The following is an 18,188-nucleotide window of genomic DNA, read 5'->3' on the forward strand; positions in this document are numbered from 1 at the left end:
GGCGCGGCGTGGCGGCGCCTGGGAGGCCCTCGGCGAGGGGCGCAATGTGCGGGCAGCGATCAACCAGGAGATGGTTGGGCCCGAGTCGGCGCTTGCCGATCGGGACGAGATTGCGTTTTTCCCCCCCGTGACCGGAGGTTGAAGATGGGTGTCAGCGTTCAGGAAGCCGATTTCGATGTGGGGGCCGAGACGGCGGCTTTGTCCGCCGGGCGCCTGGACGTGGGGGCGGTGGCCACCTTTGTCGGCCTGGTGCGGGCCGACAAGCTGAGTGGGGTCGGGAGCGAGGTGTCGGCGATGACCCTCGAACACTACCCTGGCATGACGGAAAAATCCCTTGAGGCCATCCTCACGGAGGCCAGAGGGCGCTGGGCGCTCCAGAGCGTTCGTGTGATCCACCGCTTCGGTCGCCTGCTGCCCGGCGAGCGCATCGTCTTTGTGGGTGTCGCCAGTGCCCATCGGGGCGATGCCTTTGCCGCCTGCGAGTTCATCATGGACTACCTCAAGACCCGCGCGCCGTTCTGGAAGAAGGAAGACACCCCGGAGGGTGGGCGCTGGGTGGATGCCCGTGAGGCCGATGATTCGGCCGCGGCCCGCTGGGCGGACTAGCGCCCGGCGGTCTTCCTCCCACTCGCTCAGCTCCGCACGATCCGCAGCAGACCGGCCTCACCGGAGGGGGCTTCAGCCAGCCAGGGGATCAAGGCACAGTGCTGCGACAAGCCGTCTGCCACACGACGGATGAACGGTATCTCGTACTCCCCTCGCTGGGCCAGCAGCGGATCGCGGGTGCCGCTGGCAAGCAGGGACTGATTGATGACCCAGGCGCAGGGCGTGATGCCGGCCCTGCCCAGATCGCCCTGCAGGCGCTCCGCTTCATGCACCGGCGTAGCTTCGGGCAGGGTCACAATCACCACCCGGGTGTAGTCCGGGTCACGCAGGCGTGGCAGCAACTGGCGGACAAACTCGGGCATGTCGCCCTGCGCCCGCATGACTTCCCGGTGGTAGGCCTCGGCGGCATCCAGTAGCAGGATGGTGTGGCCGGTCGGTGCCGTGTCCAGCACCACGAAGCCGTCCCTGCCTTCATCCACGGTGCGGGCGAAAGCCCGGAAGACCGCAATTTCCTCGGTGCACGGGGAGCGCAGATCTTCTTCCAGCATGGCACGACCGCTGGCGTCCAGCTGCGTATCGGCCTTCTCCAGCACCTCCCGGGTGTATTGGGCAACTTCCCGGGCGGGGTCGATGCGGGTGACCGTCAGGCCGGGGATGTTGCCGTCGATGGTGTTGGCCACGTGGGAGGCCGGATCGGTCGTGGACAGCACCACTTTCCGGCCTTGCCTGGCCAGGGCGACCGCGATTGCCGCGGCGACCGTCGTCTTGCCGACACCGCCCTTGCCCATGGTCATGATCACGCCGTGCCCGCTGCGGGCAAATTCGTCGACCAACCCGGCCAGCCCCGGCGGCAGCGGTGTGCTGGCAGTGCCGGGTGCCGCCGGTACCTCCGCGGTCTCCGGGTGTGCCATCAGACGCAGCGCGTCGAGGCCGACCGTCCCGCGGGGCAGGAAGGGAATCGTCGTGCCAGGCAAGCCAGCGAGCCCGGCCGGCATCCCGGCCAGGGCTGCGCTTGCCCGCTGCGACATGGCCAGCGCGATGGCGTCGCCCTGACGATCGGTGCTGAAGAGGCCGTTGATGGCCAGCATCTGGTTTGTGATGCCCAGTTCGGCAAGCTCACCCCGGGTCCGGTTGGCTTCACGCAGTGCGGCCGCCTCTGGCCGGCTGACGAGGATGACTGTCGTCTCGTCGGCATTGGAGAGACGTGCCACGGTGGCCGCATACAGCGTCTTCTGCTTCTCCAGGCCCGCCAGAGGCCCCAGGCATGAGGCGCCGCCGGTCGACGAGGTGATGAACTCGGTCCACGCCGAGGGTAGGGTCAGCAGGCGCAGCGTATGCCCGGTGGGGGCGGTGTCGAAGATCACATGGTCGAAATCCGCCGTCGCCGCCGGATCGCCGAGCAGCTTGGAGAATTCGTCGAAGGCCGCGATCTCGACGGTGCAGGCGCCCGAGAACTGTTCCTCCATGCTGTGGATGGCGGCGGCAGGCAGGATGCCGCGATAGGGCGCAACCATGCGCTCCCGGTAGGCATGCGCCGCGGCTTCGGGGTCGATGTTCAGGGCGAACAGACCCGGCGCACCCGGAATGGCGGTCGGCGTCTGGCTGAGGCCCACGCCCAGCACCTCGTCCAGGTTCGACGCCGGGTCGGTGCTGACGATGAGCACCTTTCTGCCGGCGTCGGCCATCGCCAGGCCGGTGGCGCAGGACAGCGATGTCTTGCCGACGCCGCCCTTGCCGGTAAAGAACAGGTAGCGTGTCCGGGAGTCGGGGAGCCCCATCATCATCTCCTTCAGCAGGTGCCCGGCTTGCAGCCGCAGCCGCCGGCCTTGATGCGGGGTTTCTCGGCGGTGGTGAGCGTGATGCCCAGCTTGTGGGCCAGTTGGGCGCGGGACGGGTACATGCCGGTGGAGATGATGTGGCCGTCAAGCGCGAGGATGGGCAGACGGTCCATGCCGGCTTCCATTTCCTTCAGCACCGCCGGATTGGCGGCGAAGGCCTGGGGCGCCTGGCCAAGGTTGTGGCGTTCAACGGCAACACCGTGCTCCTCGGCCCACTTCAGGTCGGCCGCGAACTGGGCCAGCACCGGGTCAACATCCACGCCGCAGACACCCGTGGAGCAGCACATGGCAGGGTCGAATACTTCGAGTTTCTTCATGATCTTCTCCTTACGTGTTTTGGGCTTCGTACCAGCCCCGGGATGCATTGACCACCTTAACTACCAGCAGCATCACCGGCACCTCGATCAGCACGCCGACTACCGTCGCCAGCGCCGCGCCGGATTCAAAACCGAACAGGCTGATGGCGGCGGCCACCGCCAGCTCGAAGAAGTTCGAGGCGCCGATGAGTGCCGACGGGCAGGCGATGCTGTGCTTTTCGCCCACCACCTTGTTCAGCCAGTAGGCCAGCGCCGAGTTGAAGAACACCTGGATGAGGATGGGTACGGCAAGCAGGGCAATGACCAGCGGCTGCCTGATGATGGCCTCGCCCTGGAAGGCGAAGAGCAGCACCAGGGTGGCCAGCAGTGCGGTGATGGACCACGGGCCGATCTTCGCCATGGCGGCATCGAAGGCCGCCAGCCCCTTGGCCAGCAGCGCCTTGCGCCACAGCTGGGCCAGCACGACCGGGATCACGATGTAGAGGGCGACCGAGGTCAGCAGCGTATCCCAGGGCACGCTGATGGCCGAGATGCCCAGCAGGAAGGCAACCAGCGGGGCAAAGGCAAATACCATGATCGTGTCGTTCAGGGCCACCTGCGACAGGGTGAACAGCGGGTCGCCGTCGGACAGGCGGCTCCACACAAACACCATCGCCGTGCACGGTGCCGCCGCCAACAGGATGAGGCCCGCGATGTAGCTGTCGAGCTGGTCGGCGGGCAGCATCGGCGCAAACAGGTTGCGCACGAACAGCCAGCCCAGGAAGGCCATCGAGAAGGGCTTGACCAGCCAGTTCACGAACAGGGTCACGCCGATACCCCGGGCATGCTGCCTGACCTCATGCAGGGCGCCAAAATCCACCTTCACCAGCATCGGGATGATCATCACCCAGATGAGCAGACCCACCGGCAGATTGACCTGGGCCACCTCCATGCGGCCGATGGACTGGAACAGGCCCGGCGCCAGCTGGCCGGCGGCGATGCCGATGACGATGCACAGAAACACCCACACGCTCAGGTAGCGCTCGAAGACGCTCATCGGCGCCCCCGCGGCGGCCCTGGCATTCACTTCACATTGAACGGCAGACATTGCAACTCCTCACAGGCCAAGGGCTTCACGGACGGCAGGCACCAGACGGGCGCGGATGTCGTCGCGGACTGCCAGGAAGCTCTCCAGCGGCTCACCGTGGGGGTCGTGGAAACCCACATGGATGCGCTTCACCGGCTTGGGGAAGATGGGGCAGGTTTCCCTGGCGTTGTCGCAGACGCTGACCACCAGGTCGATGTCCTGGTCCAGCACGTCTTCCACCGTCTTGGGGTGCAAGCCTGCAGTCGGCAGGCCGGCCAGCTTCAAGGCCTCGATGGCCCCGTCTGCCACCTTGGGCTGGGGCTCCGTGCCGGCGGAAATACCCCGCACCAGGCCCGCCAGATCATGGTTGAGGATGGCTTCGCCCATCTGGGAGCGGCATGAGTTGCCGGTGCAGAGGACGAGGACATTGAAGATGCGGTCGCTCATGGCGCGTTTCCTTCTGGAGTGGAGGCTTTGGCACGGCGTTTGGCCGTTGTGTCGCAACTGGCCGTCTTGGGTAGGCAGGCGTTGCCGTGGCAACAGTTGCTGGTCAGGAAGGCAATCAGCTCATCCATCGTTTCGTACTCTGCCGAGTAGCGGATGAAGCGGCTCTCGCGTTCGCCCTTGATGAGGCCGACGCGGCTCAGGTGGGCGAGGTGGAAGGACAGCGTGGCTCCGGGAATGCCCAGCTTTTCTGCGATGGCACTAACGTTCATGCCTTCCGGGCCTGCTTCGACCAGCAGGCGGAAAATGGTGAGACGGGACTCGTGTCCGAGGGCGGCGAGGAGTTCGGTAGCATTTAAGGTTTCCATAATTCGAATATTATCGAAATAATTGGCGGTGTGGATGAACTTTGTGTGACAGATGCGGGCGGGGCACATGAGGCGATGCCGGATTGCTGAGCAAGGTTGTGCCGTAGCGCACAGTTTCGTTATGTGGTGCGTCAAACCCTCACTGGAGGAACGGGAATATAGTGTTAGCCATATGCACGAAGTGGAGGGCTCGGTCTGGGGGCGGATATGGAGGGCCCCATGAGCGAGATTCATGACTGCCGATACTTCCCATTCGTCGCCGGGTGTCGCATTTTGCTATGTGCTGGCTGATGCACCGCGCCTCCTGAGGGTTGATCCCTGTGTGATGGCCTTGCTGGGCTTTCGCCCCGAGGCCTGGCTCGACGCCTCCGTGGCCCTTACGGACAGGATTCACCCGGGCGATGCCGATCTGGCCACTCAGCTGTTCGCCCCGGTGTCGGTGCCATGGCGCGGCTCCTGCCATCTGCGGGTAAGGTGCGCGGATGGACGGATCATATGTGTCAGGGCCGACCATGGTACGCATCGGGATGGAGATGAGGTGTTGCTCGACCTCGTCCTCCATGATGCCCGGGCGCTCCCCAGGACCATGGAGCGAGCATCCAGCAGCGGGTCATTGGCAGCCATGCTGGAGAACGCGGATGACTTCATCTACTTCAAGGACCGCAATCACGTCTTCACCGGGGCAAGTCAGTCGCTGCTGGCCCTGTGCACACCGCCGCCCCAGCGGACGGATCTGCTGGGGCTGACTGATTACGATGTGTTTCCGGAGGCCTACGCCGACATCTATTACCGCCTTGAAAAAGACGTGTTTGCCGGTGCTGCGTCAGTGCGGGAGATCCAGGCCTACCAGACCCGGGACGGCCGCCTGGGGTGGGTTGATAACCGCAAGTACCCGATCCGCAACGCGCAGGGCGAGATCATCGGCCTCTACGGCATCGCCCGGGATATCACCGCGCAGCGGCAGGCCGAAGCCGCGCTGGAGGAGGAAAGGCAGCGCCTCCAGCTGATTCTCGACAACGCCCCGATCGGCATCTGGCTTCAGGACGGGCGAGGCCGGATGCGCTTCGTCAACAAGGCCTTCTGTGCGGCCATGGGTATACCGGAGGCCGTCTTCCTCAGCGTACCTCATTACGCCGGGTTGATTCCCGCCCCCTTCTTCCAGCAGTGCCTGGATTCGGATGCCAGGGCCCTGGCCAGCGACGGCATCAGTGAAACGGTTCAGCGTCTGCCGTTTGTGGATGGCAAGGTGCATGACCTGCGTGTGCTCAAGGTGGTCAAGCGAGACCAGGCCGGTGCTCCCGAGGCGTTGATGGGCTTGAGCCTGGACATCACCGAGACGCTGCGCCAGGAGCAGGCCCTGCGCGACAGCGAGCAACGCTTCCGTTCCCTGTTCGAGAACACCCTCAATATCGCCGTGCAGGGCTATGACCTTGAGCGCCGCGTGATCTTCTGGAACCAGGCCAGTGAGCTGCTCTACGGCTATACCAGGGAGGAGGCCATGGGGCAGCGCCTGGAAGATCTGATCATCCCGGAGGCCACGCGCGGGGCCGTGATCACCGAGATCCGCGCCTGGGCGGCCGGGGGGCCTGCCATTCCGCCGGGGGAGCTGACTCTGCAGCGCAAGGATGGCTCGCCAGTCACGGTGTATTCGAGTCACGTGCTGCAGGCCGGTGCTCACGGGCCCGAAATGTACTGCCTGGACATCGACCTTACCGAGCGCAAGCATGCCGAGTGGGAGCTTGCCCAGTATCGCCATCACCTGGAGCAGCTGGTCCTTGAGCGTACTGCCGACCTGTCGCTGGCCAAGGAGGCCGCCGAGGCGGCGAGCCGCTCCAAGAGTACCTTCCTCGCCAACATGAGCCACGAGCTGCGGACTCCCATGAGCGGCATTATCGGCATGCTGGCCCTGGCCACGCGGCGCATGGAGGATGCCGCGGGTCTCGACCATCTGGACAAAGCCCGCCAGGCCGCCGACCACCTGCTCGCCGTGCTCAATGACATCCTCGACATTTCCAAGATCGAAGCCGAGCACCTGCGCCTTGAAGAGATGCCCCTGGAACTGGGCAGCCTGCTGGACAAACTGGTCAGCGTGTTTGCTCAGAAGGTCGCCGAGAAGGGCCTCTTCCTCAATGTGGAAGTGGTCGAGGAACTGGCTCGCCTGCCTTTGCACGGCGATCCGCTGCGCCTCTCCCAGATCCTGATAAATCTTGCCGGCAATGCCATCAAGTTCACCGAGCGGGGCGGCGTTACCGTGCGGGCACGCATTGACGATGAGACCCCGGATGCCGTCAGGGTCCGAATCGAGGTGAGCGACTCGGGCATTGGCATCGACCCCGTTGCCCAGACCCGCTTGTTCAATGCCTTCGAGCAGGCTGACAACTCGATGACCCGTCGTTACGGAGGTACGGGGCTGGGCCTGGCCATCAGCAAGCGCCTGGTCAAGCTGATGGGGGGTGAAATCGGGGTCGACAGCAGCCTTGGACGAGGCAGCACCTTCTGGTTCACCGTGTGCCTGGCGAGAAACCGGCAAGCCCCCTGTGAATCCCCGGTGCTTGAGTTCGCTTCGGCTGAACGGCAGATCCAGCGCGACCATGCCAATGCGCGCATCCTGCTGGCCGAGGACGAGCCCATCAACCGGGAGGTAGCCTTGTCCTTGCTCGAAGACCTGGGTATCCGTGTGGAGGTGGCCGAGGATGGCCTGCAGGCTCTGAACATGGCCCGCGAGCGCACCTATGCGTTGATCCTGATGGACATGCAGATGCCGCAGATGAACGGCGTTGAATCCGCATTGGGCATCCGTGCCAATTCCTTGTGCCGTGACACGCCCATCCTGGCCATGACCGCCAATGTCTTCGACGAAGACCGCAAGGCCTGCCTGGCCGCCGGGATGAATGATTTTCTCAGCAAACCCGTGGAGCCGGAGCGGCTGTTCGAGACCATGCTGAAATGGCTGAACAGGGCCTGATGGACTTTCCGCGGCCCGCTACGGCGCAAGGCCTGGACGGGTGTGTTTGACCCTATCCGCCGAATAGCCCAGGTAGCCCCGTGGCCAGCCAGGGCAGCCACGAGATGCTGAGGGCCCCGAGGAAGATCGCCAGCAGGGCAGGCAGTACCGAGATGGCGATCTCCTTTACCGGCCGGCCGAACATGGCCGAGGCGAAGAAGATGTTCATGCCTGCCGGAGGGCAGAGAAAGCCCATCTCCATCACTGCCAGGAAGATCACCCCGAAGTGCACCGGGTCTATGCCGTAGCTCAGGGCCACCGGCAGTAGCAGGGGGACCAGCACGACGATGGCGGCGTAGATCTCCATCAGGGCGCCGGCCAGGAACAGGAAGGCGTTGAGAGCCACCAGAAAGGCGAACTTGTTGGGCAGCGCCGCCTGAACCCACTCCACCGCGGCGTCGGGGATGCCGGCATCCACCAGGTAGTTGGTGAGGCCCAGAGCCATGCCCAGGATCACCATCACGCCGCCGATTACCTGCGCGCAGTCGGCCAGGCAGCGGCGCAGCAGGGGCCAGTCGAGTTCCCGGTGGGCGACGGCCTGGGTGAGGATGGCGTAGGCCGCGGTGAGGGCGGCGCTCTCGGTGGGCGTGGCCAGGCCGCTGATCAGCGAGCCGATGGCCAGCACCGGGGCCAGGATCTCCCAGCGGGCTGCCCAGGCTGCGGCCCGGGCCTGGCGCAGGTTGGCGCGGGGCAGTTCGGGGGCACCGGGGGTTGCGCGGGCAGGGCGCAGATAGCCGCCCACCACCAACAGGAAGGCCACCATCACCAGTGCCGGCAGGATGCCCGCCAGGAACATGCTGTGGATGGGCACCCGGGCGATGATGGCGTACATGATCAGCGGCACCGAGGGCGCCAGCAGCACGCCCAGGGCGCTGGCGCTGGTGACCAGGCTGATGCCCTTGCGCTCGGGAAAGCCGGCGTCCTTGAGCAGGGGCAGCAGCAGGCCGCCGAGGGCCAGGATGGTGACGCCGCTGCCGCCGGTGAAGGCGGTGAAGAAGGAGCACAGCAGGGCCGCCGCGATCACCGTGCCGGTGGGGCCGCCACCGAAGCTGGCGGTAAATAGGGTGCCGAGGCGGCCGGCGGCGCCGCTGCGGGCAAACACCAGCCCGGCCAGGGTGAACAGGGGTAGGGCGGGTAGGGACGGATTGACGGTGATCTGGTAGTGGCTGAGGGGCACCGAGGCCAGGGGCTGGCCTTCCGCCCAGAACAGGGCCAGAGCCAGGCCGCCGAGGATGGCGAAGATCGGCGCTCCGGCCAGCAGCACCAGCACCAGACCGAGGGCGAAGGGGGCCAGGGGCAGGGCGGTGCCGTCGAAGCGCAGGGCCAGCGCGAAACCCGTGCTGGCCAGGGCCAAGCCCAGCAGCAGGCGGGCCACGTGGCGCGGTGCGCAGCGGCTGCCCAGGCGGATGCCGAGGATCACGAAGCCGACCGGCATCAGGGCCTGCACGGCCCACACCGGGATGCCGTAGGCCAGCTCACGCCCGCCTTCCATCTCGCTGGCCACAAAGGTCCAGCTGGCGGCGCCGAGCATGCCGGTGAGCAGGGCCGCGCCGCCGTTGGCGATGAGCCCGGCGGCGTGCTTCAACCAGAGGCTGCGCGCGCCGGCCAGACCGTTGCCCAGGGTGCTCAAGTGGCCGCCCCGTTCGGCCAGCACCGCGCCGAACATGGCCACGGCGAGGCCCAGGTGCTGCACCAGCAGGGCCGCATTTGCGATGCCCTTGCCGTGCAGGGGGCGCAGGGCGATCTCGATCAGGGGGATGAGGGTCATCAGCGCCAGCGCCGTGGAGGCGATGGCTTCGTCGAGAGCCGGAAAGCGGCGCATGGCGGGGCTCAGCGCTTGCCGGCCCGGTAGGCCTTGAGCAGGGCGAAGACTTCGTCGAAGGTTTCGGCCGGCACCATGTGACCGCGGATGCGCGGGTAGAGCTTGTCGGCCAGGGCGTTCCATTCCTGCATCTGCTCTGGGGTGGGGGTGTGTACCTGCAGGCCGCGCTTCTTCATGGCGGTTACGGCCTCGTCCACTTCCTGGCGGGCACGGGTGCGCATCTGCAGGCCGGCCTTGGCGCCGGCTTCACGCAGGGCGTTCTGGGCAGCGGGGCTCATTTCGTCCCAGCTCTTTTTCGTCACCACCAGGGCGCCGACGATGGGTGCCCAGTTGATGTCGAGCATATGGGGCGCGGTGTTGTAGACCTGGCTGGCCAGGGCGAAATAGGGGGTGGCTGGCACGGCATTGATCATGCCGGTCTGGATGGAGGGCAGGATGTCGCTGGTCTCCAGGGGTACCGGGGTGTAGCCCATGCTCTTCATGATCTCCTGCTGCTCGTTCTCACCAGCCCAGGCGAAGAACTTCATCTTCTTGTAGTCGTCCGGGCGCACCGCGGCCTCCTTGGAGAAGAAGCGCACCCAGCCCGCATCGCCCCAGGCCAGTACCACGAAACCCTTGTCGAGGAACTTCTTTTCCATGGCCGGGCGCATCTTCTCGCGCACGTAGTCCACCTCTTCCCAGTTGCGGAAGAGCAGGGGCATGGCCTGCAGGGCGGCGATGGTCGGCTCGATCTCGCGCAGCCCCACCACCGACAGCAGGGCGCCCTGCAGCTGGCCGATGCGCATGCGTCGGGCCATGTCGGTTTCGCCGCCCTGGCTGCCGTCCGGGTAGATCACGTACTTGGCGCCTTCGCCCTGGCTGGCGCGCCAGGCTTCGCCCACCTCCATCAGCTGGCGGTGGTAGAGGGAGTTCTTGGGGGCCAGGGTGCCGATGCGCAACTGGGGTGCGGCGAGGGCCGGGGCGGCCGGGAGGGCGAGGATCAGACCGAGGGCGAGGGCGGCGAGGCGGCCGGGTTTGAACATGGAGGAGGTCCGGAAGATTGGGGGGCAGGGGATCAGAACAGGTCGTCTGCGGTGCCGATCAGCCATTCGGCCCGGCGGCGCATGAGGGTGTTGGAAAGGCTCAGGGGGCTACCGGCGGGCTCGCGGACGGCCAGGGCCTGCTGCAGCAGGGTCAGGAAGGCGGCCTTGTCGCCGGCTGGCTGGGCGTGGCCTTCGGCCTTGGCCACGAAGGCGCCGGCGTTGCGTCCGGCGCCCAGGCGCAGGGCCTCGTCGAAGTAGGCTTCGGCACGCTGGGGGCTGCCGCCCGGGCGCGCCGCTTCAAAGCTGCCCATCAGGCTGGCCAGGGTGCCGTCGCCGTAGGTCGGGTCGCTGTCCCAGGCGAGTTGGGCCAGGCGCAGGGCGCTGGGCAGGTCGGCGACGGTGTCGGGGTCGTCCTTGGAGAGGGATATCAGCCCGCCCCAGGCTGCCGCGGCCCAGTAGGCGAGGGGGCGCTGTTGCGGCGCCAGCGGCGCAAGCGCCTGCTGGCCGTCAAGCTGGCGGCGCAGGCCCGGCCGGCTGGTTTCCAGGGCGGCAAGGGCGTGGTCCCGGCCCCGGCGGTAGAGGCCCGCCGCCCGGCTGCGCAGGCGGGCGGCGGCCCGGGCATCGGTGGCCTCCAGGCGATCGGCGTCGAAGGCCACGAAGGCGTAGGCGTACTGGGTGAAGCCGCCGGCCACGGCGCCGGCCAGGGGCAGGTGCCCGGGCTGTTCGCGCAGCACAGACTCGGACAGCTTGAGGTAGAAGGCGGCGGCCTCCCGGGCTAGCTCGGGGTCGTCCTCGGCGGACTGGCCCTGGCCCGCCAGGCTGTCGGCCATTTCGCCGAGCACCAGCTGGCGCGGGGTACAGGCGCACAGGCTGAGGGCCAGCAGCGGAAGGACCAGGGTGCGGGCGAGGGTGGAGGGTTGAGGACGGACGGTGCAGGGGGCGAAGCGGGGGAGAATGCTGGGTGCCATGGCAGGGGCATGCCCCGCGGCCGGAGCGCGGGAGAGGTCGGGATGGCGCGGAAGATAGCCGCCGAATGTTGCGGCCCGGTGACGGCGCCCGGCATCCCCGCGTGCGATCGGCGCTCAAGCCGGCCGGCGCCGGGCCGTCAACCGGTATCGATACGCCAACCGACTTCTCAACGGACCCGTCACCGCACCATGAGCACACCAGAAAACCCCGTCGTATTCGGTACCGAAGACCTGCTGACCAGCCTGTGCAACTCGGTGAGCAAGGTTCTGACCAAGGCTTCCGGGAGCCAGATCCACTATTCCGCCATGGTCCAGCGCATCACCAAGACTTGCCTGAAGCCCGACATCGGCTGCTTCGTGCTGTTCGACGGGGGCTTCTCCGGCCTGGTGATCATCAACTTCTCGTCCCTTGCGGCCATGGAGCTGTATGAGCGCTACATGCGCAGCATGGGCATGGCACAGGAGGATCTGGCGAGCAGCCACACCTCGGACGAGGTGGGCAATGTGATGGGCGAGCTGATGAACCAGATCGTCGGTGACTTTACCGGCAAGGTGCGCCACGAGCTGCAGACCCACATCACCCAGAACCAGCCCAAGATGCTGGTGCTGAACAAGCAGGTGATGCTGAGTGTGGACACCCACCTGGATCAGCCAGAAGCCCGCCGGGTGACCTTCTATACCGGTGGCGGCAACATCTTTTACCTGGAGCTGGCGGTGGACCGTACCGAGTTCATCAAGCTCTACGACTTCGACGCCCAGGAGGCGCAGGACACCGACGCGCTCTTCGACCAGGCCGGCCAGGGGCAGGCCGAGACGCCGCCACCTGCGGCTGCCGACAACGATACGGACGATCTCCTCAAGTCCCTCGGCATGTGAGGGCGGCAGGTGGACTGCCGCCCGACCTCGGCGAGGCTCAGGGGCGGGCCATGCGGCGCACTGCGGCGGCGGCGTCCACCTGGCCTTCGGCGCTGAAGGCTTCCACGTTGTTCTCGATCCGGTCCGGGTCGTAGAGGTAGTTCACCATGATCCCCAGGGACTGGCTGAAGCCCTTGGTGGAGGTGTCGGCCAGCCAGTTGAGGCGCTCGACCCGGGCGCCGTTGCCCAGGTGGAAGCGCGCCACCGGGTCAACAGGTTTGCCGTCGCGCCGGGCGTTGAGCAGGTAGTGGGCGGCGAGGCGCAGCAGCGGGTCACGCAGGGCCCGGGCCAGGCCTTTCTCTTCGGCCCAGCTGCCATCGCCGGACAGGCGCGTCCATACGCTCTCTACGTTGTCTTCGATGCCTGCCGCGAGCAGGCGCTTGCGGTCGGCATCACTGAACACGCCGGCGGCTTCGGCCGGATTGCGCCGCACCCAGGACATCAGGCCGGGAATCGGCGACAGGGTGGAGAAGGTCTTGAGCTTGGGGAAATCCCGCTGCAGGTCTTCCACCACCCGCTTGAGCAGGAAGTTGCCGAAGGACACCCCGCGCAGGCCCTCCTGGGTGGCGCTGATGGAATAGAAGATGGCCGTGGTGGCGCGGTTGGCGTCGGCCAGCGGGGCGTTGATGTCGAGCAGCTTCTGCACGTCGTCGGCGAGGGCGTCCACCAGCGCCACCTGCACGAAGATCAGCGGTTCGAGCGGCATGCGCGGGTGGAAGAAGGCGTAGCAGCGGCGGTCGGAGTCGAGGCGGTTCTTCAGGTCGTCCCAGGAGCGGATCTCGTGCACCGCCTCGTACTGGACCAGCTTTTCCAGGAGCGCGGCCGGCGATTGCCAGGTGATGCGCTGGAGCTCCAGGAAGCCCACGTCGAACCAGGCCGTCAGGCGGTTTTCCAGCTCCCGGTCGAGGGGCTTGAGCAGGGGCTCGTCGGGCAGGTAGCGGAGCAGATCGGCGCGCAGGTCCACCAGGAACTTGACCCCCTGGGGGATGGCGTTGAACTGGGTCAGGATGCGCAGCCGGCGGGAGCGCATGGCGCCGCGCAGGCGGGCTTCCGCGTCCCACTGGCCGGCGCTGCCCACGGCGGCCTGGTAGGCCTCGTGGGCCTTGGCCACCCGGGCCGGGTCGGGCCCGAACTCCAGGGCAATCATCAGCAGAAAGCGCCGCCGGCCGTTGTCGTTGAGGCGCAGGTAGGCCTCGGCCAGGCGTGCGGCGCGCTGGCGGGTGGACACCTCGCCGCCGCGGCTCTCGGCACATTCCTGGAGCTGCTGGCGCAGGCGCTCGATGTCCCGCTCGGAGGCTTCCCGCGGGCGGGAGTTGCCCGAGGCAACAAGGGCGCGCATTTTGGACAGGCTGCGGGCAAGCAGATCGGTGGCGGACATGGGGCGGACTCCTCGACTGGGTTCAAGCCGAGATCATAAAGATCCCGGCGCCGGAAGGAGATGTCGGGGATCACACTCAGTGTGACGAGGTGTGACGTCGGGTGTGTCGAAGAGGGAGATTTTTTGTTGTTTCTGCGCAACAGCTTTGCGTTCGTGATGTTTGCGCCAGGCTTGTCGATATGTCGTGAATCCCTTTTCTGCCGCGGGATTGGCGGCTTTTTGATGGTGTTTTGGGGAGTTGCGCTGTCACAACAGTGCAACGCGCTTGAAACCTGCTCTCTGTAGGTTCCGGGCTGCCTGAACCGGCGCCGGTGTTCTTCCCCCGTCAGGGGTGAGGAATCACCCGGCGAGCGGTTCAAAAAGGTGAACCTGGTCACCCCGCTACAGGGGCCGCGCCAGTCCTCAATCACTAGGAGTCAAAGATGCAAAAGAAAATGATCGCCCTGGCTGTCGCCGGCCTGGCTTCCACGGGCGCTTTCGCCCAGGCCAATGTCACCGTCTATGGCGTGGCTGATGCCTCCTTCGACATCGTCAAGATTGCCGGTGACGCCAACAACGAGCTGGGCAACACCACCCGCGTCTCCACCAACTCCTCCCTGCTGGGCTTCAAGGGTGCCGAGAGCCTGGGCAACGGCCTGACCGCCGTGTTCCAGTTCGAGAGCTCCGTGGGTTTCGACAACGCCGGCTCCCTGGGCGCCACCCGTGACAGCTACGTCGGCCTGGCCGGCAGCTTCGGTACCGTGGTGCTGGGCACCCTGACCGGCCCGACCCGCGCCCTGGGCACCGCCCTGGACGTGAATGCCGGCGCCACCGGCATCGGCGCCAACACGGCGCTGCTGGGCAAGCTGGGCAACAACCTGATCGGCGCCACCGACACCAGCGGCAATTACGCCGGCGGCACCACCTGCGCCCGTAACGCCACCTGCGCGTCGATCTTCGACAACCGCTGGAAGAACGCCATCGCCTACGTCTCCCCGAGCTTCGGCGGCCTGAACGCCACCGTTGCCTACGTGGCCAACGAGAACAAGTCCCTGCACGGCCTGGCCGCTGCCAACACCACGGGCTACGACGTGGGCGTGAAGTACGCCAACGGCCCGGCCATGGCTGCCGTGACCTACAACGCCGTGTCCGTCGGCAATGCCGCCGATCTGAAGATCAGCGACCTGCGCGTGGGCGGCAGCTACAACTTCGGCATGGCCTCCGTGCGCGCCGTGTTCGACCTGGCCCGTGCCGACAATTTTGGTGGCAACAAGGTCACCCAGGCCGTCTATGGCGTTGGCGCCACCTTCAACGTGACCCCGGCCTCCAAGCTGCTGGGCCAGGTGTACGTTGCCCGTGACCTGAAGACCAACGGTTCCAGCTCCGACGACACCGGCGCCAAGCTGTTCGAACTGGGCGTCGAGCACAGCCTGTCCAAGCGCACCATGCTCAAGGCCACCTGGGCCATGGTCAACAACGACTCCCGCGCCCGCTACGACTTCGGCATCAACGCTAGCGGCATCAACACCGGCACCCTGCCGGGCGGTGCCAACGCCACTGGCGGTACTGTCCAAGGCCTGTCTTTCGGCCTGCGCCACACCTTCTGATCGGGTTTAACCCGGCTGGAACGGCGGGCACCTTCGGGTGCCCGCCTTTTTTTGAGTCGACGGAATGGTTGAGTGAATTTGCCCCCAACTGAAAGGGTGCTGCCTGTAGCGTGGCATCCTCGTGGGGTCGATTTCATTGACCCCGGTCGCCCGCCGGGGGCGAGTCCCCGGCCCATGCCACGCTAAACACCGGAAAGCCGGTCAGCAAGGGCTCAAGTGCCAGAAGGTCGAATGGAATGAACCTGCAATGTTCGCGCAAGGTGTGTAAAGCGCCTCCCTCCGACAGCCAAGGCTCTCCAAGCCCGGCGGGTCTGCCAGGAATAGTGATTACATACTTAACGCGGACATAGCTAATGAACTCGACTCCACGAGTGGGGTTTCCGCGGGGCAGGGGTAAACAAAAGAAGGCCCCCCACCGTGAGGTGGAGGGCTAAAGGGATGGCTGAGGATGAAACTACTGCTGCCGGGGATCAGACGGCGATTTCGCCGCCGTTCGTGCGGGTGATGACGACGGTGGCCGAGCGCGGGCGCTTGGTGGAGGTGGCGTCTGTCTGGCTGGTGGGCCAGGCGCTGGTGGGGGAACTCAGGCTGCCGTCTTCACCCGGGTGCTGGACGTTGATGAACATCGTCTTGCGGTCGGGGGTCATGGCGACGCCAGTGATTTCGCACTGCTTGGGGCCGACCAGGAAGCGGCGTACAGTGGCTTCGGTGGCGTTGGCGCCCTTGATGGTGGGGGTGCCGCCAGCGGCAATGGCGGCGGAGCCATCACCCACTTTGCCGGGAACGGCGGCCAGCAGCATGCAGTTGGTCACGTCGGTGTAGGCGCCGTCATCGGTTTCGATCCACAGCAGGCCGTTCTGGTCGAACCACAGGCCGTCGGGGCTGGAGAAGTCATTCACGGCGGTCAGGGCGGACAGATTGACGTCGGCCGCAGCACCGGCTTCGGCGCCGAAGAGGTAGATGTCCCAGGCGAAGGTGGTGGCCGCGGGGTCACCACCGGCTTCGCGCCAGCGGATGATGTGGCCGTTGGGGTTGCCCTTCTGGGAGGTGGTGCCGCCCTTGATGTCTTCGTAGTAGCGCGGGTTGGCGGTGTCGGGCTTGAGTTGGCTGCCGGTGGGGGTGGCGGTAGGGGAGACCCGGTTGCTGTTGTTGGTGAGGGTCATGTAGACCTCGCCGTTGATCGGGTTCACTGCACCCCACTCGGGACGGTCCATCTTGGTGGCACCGACCACGTCGCCGGCGAGGCGGGCATTGACCAGCACATCGGCCTGATCGGCGAACGGATAGGTGGTGCTGCTGGCGGTGAGGCCGTTCTTGCCGTGGGTCAGTTCGACCCAGGTGCCGGAGCCGTCACTGTTGAACTTGGCCACGTAGAGGGTGCCTTCGCTCATGTACTTGGCGCCGGCGGTGTGGCCCTTGCCTACGTCGGCTGCGTCCCAAAGGGCCTTGGAGACAAACTTGTAGATGTATTCGTTGCGGGAGTCGTCGCCCATGTAGAACACCACCGGCTTGCCGGCCACGGCCTTGCAGGGCCAGCAGCCTTCGTGGGCAAAGCGGCCCAGGCCGGTGTACTTGACCGGGGTGGAGTTGGGGTTGAAGGGGTCGATCTCGACGATCCAGCCAAAGGTGTTGAATACGTTGCGGTAGTCCTCGGTGGCGTTGGCTCCGGTCACGGAGGCGCTCCAGCGCACGAACAGGTCGTCGCTGCCGGCGGTGTCCCACAGGTAGGGGCTGTTGCGGCCCTGGGTCATGCCGTAGCGGTTGAGGGCGGTCACTTCCTTGGCGCTGCGCAGGGCGTTGTCGCCGGCGGCACGGCTGATGACGTTGGTGAAGTTCTCTTCACAGGTCAGGTAGGTGCCCCAGGGGGTGTAGCCGTTTCCGCAGTTGTTGTTGGTGCCACGGGTGGTGGTGCCGTCGGTCGAGTACTTGGTCTGCAGCAGGGCGTTGCCCCGGGCCGGGCCGGCGAAGACCATGGGGGTGGCGGAAGTAACGCGGCGGTTGTAGGTGGAGCCGCGGACCATGCTCATGGCGGTGCCGGAGCTGCCGCGGCGGATCTCGGCGACGCTCACGCCGTGGGCGTAGATCTCCTTCTCCACCTCGGTGGCGGAGCGGGTGGCGCCGGCGGTGCGGCCGTTGCTGTGCAGAGCGTAGGGGCCGACCACGTACTCGTGGTTGACGCACAGGATGCCCCGGTCGGAGCGGCTGGCATCGAAGGCGCCAGCGTCGGACAGACCGAAGTAGTGCATGCCGTCGTGGCCGTCGCCGATACGGCGATTGTAGGAGTCGGCGCTCTCGCTGCCGTTGTCGGCCCAGGCAGCGTCGGTGGTGGTGAGCGGGTCGCCCAGGGCGTGGAGGATGCTGATCTCGTAACCGGCAGGTACGGTGACGACGTCCTTGAGGTTCTTGGCTACGGCGTCGAAGCTCAGGCTGGGGCTGTCATTCCGGTTGTTGCTGCTGCCTCCACAGGCGCTCAGGCCGAGGCCGCTGAACAGGGCCGTGGTGGAGGCGGCGATGCCACCCTTGAGGACGCCCCGGCGGCTCAGACGAACGTCGATGATGTCCTGGATGTGAGTGTTGTTGGACGGATTGGTGTTGTCACCGTCGTTCATCGGGGAGGTTTGAAGGGGCTGGCCGGAAAGCGTCGGCATGAAGTTTCTCCTGGTTGAGGGCTGATCAGCCGGCTATGGTCTTGAATACAGATGAAGGCTTGATGACAGGATTGCGGCAGAGGGCCCTTTTGCAAAGCGTCATCGGGCTGACATGCTGGTGGGGCATACACCATGTGGCCGCTGGGCGTGGCGGAGTTGCTGCGCTGCAGTAGAGTTTGCAACCGTAAGATGACTTGTCACAGTAT

General features: G+C 66.2%; 15 protein-coding genes. 5 read left to right on the forward strand and 10 right to left on the reverse strand.

The window, feature by feature from the left end:
* Both PHI64_RS18845 and moaE read left to right on the forward strand, forming a co-directional pair.
* On the forward strand, positions 1-142 hold a 142-nt coding region (locus PHI64_RS18845; protein ID WP_299886280.1), incomplete at its 5' end, for a MoaD/ThiS family protein.
* Between the two features lie 2 nt (positions 143-144).
* Positions 145-606, forward strand: coding sequence for a molybdopterin synthase catalytic subunit MoaE (gene moaE, locus PHI64_RS18850; protein ID WP_299886207.1), 462 nt, complete (start codon positions 145-147; stop codon positions 604-606).
* 26 nt (positions 607-632) lie between these two features.
* On the opposite strand, the gene arsA is transcribed toward moaE, so the two are convergent.
* From arsA to PHI64_RS18875, 5 genes are read right to left on the reverse strand one after another with little or no spacing between them, the layout of a single operon-like run.
* Positions 633-2,384 (reverse strand): arsenical pump-driving ATPase, encoded by a 1,752-nt coding sequence (arsA, locus tag PHI64_RS18855; protein ID WP_299886211.1) that lies wholly within the window; start codon positions 2,382-2,384, stop codon positions 633-635.
* An 11-nt stretch (positions 2,385-2,395) separates the two neighbouring features.
* A complete protein-coding gene (gene arsD / locus PHI64_RS18860) occupies positions 2,396-2,761 on the reverse strand; it encodes an arsenite efflux transporter metallochaperone ArsD (RefSeq protein WP_299886214.1) in 366 nt (121 codons plus the stop codon).
* 10 nt (positions 2,762-2,771) lie between these two features.
* A complete protein-coding gene (arsB, locus tag PHI64_RS18865; RefSeq protein ID WP_299886217.1) occupies positions 2,772-3,848 on the reverse strand; it encodes an ACR3 family arsenite efflux transporter in 1,077 nt (358 codons plus the stop codon).
* A 9-nt stretch (positions 3,849-3,857) separates the two neighbouring features.
* Positions 3,858-4,274, reverse strand: a complete 417-nt coding sequence (locus PHI64_RS18870; RefSeq protein WP_299886220.1) for an arsenate reductase ArsC — start codon at positions 4,272-4,274, stop codon at positions 3,858-3,860.
* A complete protein-coding gene (locus PHI64_RS18875) occupies positions 4,271-4,708 on the reverse strand; it encodes a metalloregulator ArsR/SmtB family transcription factor (protein WP_299886223.1) in 438 nt (145 codons plus the stop codon). The genes PHI64_RS18870 and PHI64_RS18875 overlap by 4 nt, the downstream gene beginning before the upstream one ends.
* Positions 4,709-4,871: 163 nt before the next feature.
* Here PHI64_RS18875 and PHI64_RS18880 point away from each other — a divergent pair, with 163 nt between their 5' ends.
* Positions 4,872-7,604 (forward strand): PAS domain S-box protein, encoded by a 2,733-nt coding sequence (locus PHI64_RS18880; protein WP_299886226.1) that lies wholly within the window; start codon positions 4,872-4,874, stop codon positions 7,602-7,604.
* A gap of 52 nt (positions 7,605-7,656) precedes the next feature.
* Here PHI64_RS18880 and PHI64_RS18885 read toward each other — a convergent pair whose 3' ends face one another.
* Genes PHI64_RS18885 through PHI64_RS18895 form a run of 3 tightly spaced genes read right to left on the reverse strand, consistent with a single transcriptional unit; the run spans position 7,657 to position 11,455 of the window.
* The gene (locus PHI64_RS18885; protein ID WP_299886229.1) at positions 7,657-9,465 is read right to left on the reverse strand and encodes a TRAP transporter large permease subunit; all 1,809 of its coding nucleotides are present in this window, start codon (positions 9,463-9,465) and stop codon (positions 7,657-7,659) included.
* An 8-nt stretch (positions 9,466-9,473) separates the two neighbouring features.
* On the reverse strand, positions 9,474-10,487 hold the full coding sequence (dctP, locus tag PHI64_RS18890; RefSeq protein ID WP_299886232.1) for a TRAP transporter substrate-binding protein DctP: 1,014 nt from the start codon (positions 10,485-10,487) through the stop codon (positions 9,474-9,476).
* Positions 10,488-10,519: 32 nt separating this feature from the next.
* The gene (locus PHI64_RS18895; RefSeq protein WP_299886235.1) at positions 10,520-11,455 is read right to left on the reverse strand and encodes a TRAP transporter TatT component family protein; all 936 of its coding nucleotides are present in this window, start codon (positions 11,453-11,455) and stop codon (positions 10,520-10,522) included.
* A gap of 189 nt (positions 11,456-11,644) precedes the next feature.
* On the opposite strand from PHI64_RS18895, the gene PHI64_RS18900 reads away from it, so the two are divergent.
* Positions 11,645-12,331: a DUF3334 family protein gene (locus PHI64_RS18900; RefSeq protein ID WP_299886238.1), complete on the forward strand. Its 687-nt coding sequence runs from the start codon at positions 11,645-11,647 to the stop codon at positions 12,329-12,331.
* A gap of 37 nt (positions 12,332-12,368) precedes the next feature.
* Here PHI64_RS18900 and PHI64_RS18905 read toward each other — a convergent pair whose 3' ends face one another.
* Complete coding sequence (locus tag PHI64_RS18905) at positions 12,369-13,748, reverse strand: malonyl-CoA decarboxylase (RefSeq protein ID WP_299886241.1); 1,380 nt, start codon at positions 13,746-13,748, stop codon at positions 12,369-12,371.
* 422 nt (positions 13,749-14,170) lie between these two features.
* Between PHI64_RS18905 and PHI64_RS18910 the strand changes: the two genes are divergently transcribed.
* Positions 14,171-15,334 carry a porin gene (locus PHI64_RS18910; RefSeq protein ID WP_299886245.1) on the forward strand — a complete coding sequence of 388 codons (1,164 nt, stop codon included), beginning with the start codon at positions 14,171-14,173 and terminating at the stop codon, positions 15,332-15,334.
* Positions 15,335-15,804: 470 nt separating this feature from the next.
* Here the strand turns inward: PHI64_RS18910 and PHI64_RS18915 are convergent, their stop codons facing one another.
* Positions 15,805-17,982, reverse strand: coding sequence for a PhoX family phosphatase (locus tag PHI64_RS18915; RefSeq protein WP_299886249.1), 2,178 nt, complete (start codon positions 17,980-17,982; stop codon positions 15,805-15,807).
* Positions 17,983-18,188: the final 206 nt, after the last annotated feature.

The sequence above is a fragment of the Zoogloea sp. genome, from assembly GCF_028689785.1.
In the GTDB taxonomy this organism is placed as follows: domain Bacteria; phylum Pseudomonadota; class Gammaproteobacteria; order Burkholderiales; family Rhodocyclaceae; genus Zoogloea.

What these genes read in the sequence shown, in the direction of transcription:
- moaE (WP_299886207.1), top strand. Translation starts at nt 145, where the DNA reads ATGGGTGTCAGCGTTCAGGAAGCCGATTTCGATGTGGGGGCCGAGACG.
- arsA (WP_299886211.1), bottom strand. Translation starts at nt 2,384, where the DNA reads ATGGGGCTCCCCGACTCCCGGACACGCTACCTGTTCTTTACCGGCAAG.
- arsD (WP_299886214.1), bottom strand. Translation starts at nt 2,761, where the DNA reads ATGAAGAAACTCGAAGTATTCGACCCTGCCATGTGCTGCTCCACGGGT.
- arsB (WP_299886217.1), bottom strand. Translation starts at nt 3,848, where the DNA reads ATGTCTGCCGTTCAATGTGAAGTGAATGCCAGGGCCGCCGCGGGGGCG.
- PHI64_RS18870 (WP_299886220.1), bottom strand. Translation starts at nt 4,274, where the DNA reads ATGAGCGACCGCATCTTCAATGTCCTCGTCCTCTGCACCGGCAACTCA.
- PHI64_RS18875 (WP_299886223.1), bottom strand. Translation starts at nt 4,708, where the DNA reads ATGTGCCCCGCCCGCATCTGTCACACAAAGTTCATCCACACCGCCAAT.
- PHI64_RS18880 (WP_299886226.1), top strand. Translation starts at nt 4,872, where the DNA reads ATGACTGCCGATACTTCCCATTCGTCGCCGGGTGTCGCATTTTGCTAT.
- PHI64_RS18885 (WP_299886229.1), bottom strand. Translation starts at nt 9,465, where the DNA reads ATGCGCCGCTTTCCGGCTCTCGACGAAGCCATCGCCTCCACGGCGCTG.
- dctP (WP_299886232.1), bottom strand. Translation starts at nt 10,487, where the DNA reads ATGTTCAAACCCGGCCGCCTCGCCGCCCTCGCCCTCGGTCTGATCCTC.
- PHI64_RS18895 (WP_299886235.1), bottom strand. Translation starts at nt 11,455, where the DNA reads ATGGCACCCAGCATTCTCCCCCGCTTCGCCCCCTGCACCGTCCGTCCT.
- PHI64_RS18900 (WP_299886238.1), top strand. Translation starts at nt 11,645, where the DNA reads ATGAGCACACCAGAAAACCCCGTCGTATTCGGTACCGAAGACCTGCTG.
- PHI64_RS18905 (WP_299886241.1), bottom strand. Translation starts at nt 13,748, where the DNA reads ATGTCCGCCACCGATCTGCTTGCCCGCAGCCTGTCCAAAATGCGCGCC.
- PHI64_RS18910 (WP_299886245.1), top strand. Translation starts at nt 14,171, where the DNA reads ATGCAAAAGAAAATGATCGCCCTGGCTGTCGCCGGCCTGGCTTCCACG.
- PHI64_RS18915 (WP_299886249.1), bottom strand. Translation starts at nt 17,982, where the DNA reads ATGCCGACGCTTTCCGGCCAGCCCCTTCAAACCTCCCCGATGAACGAC.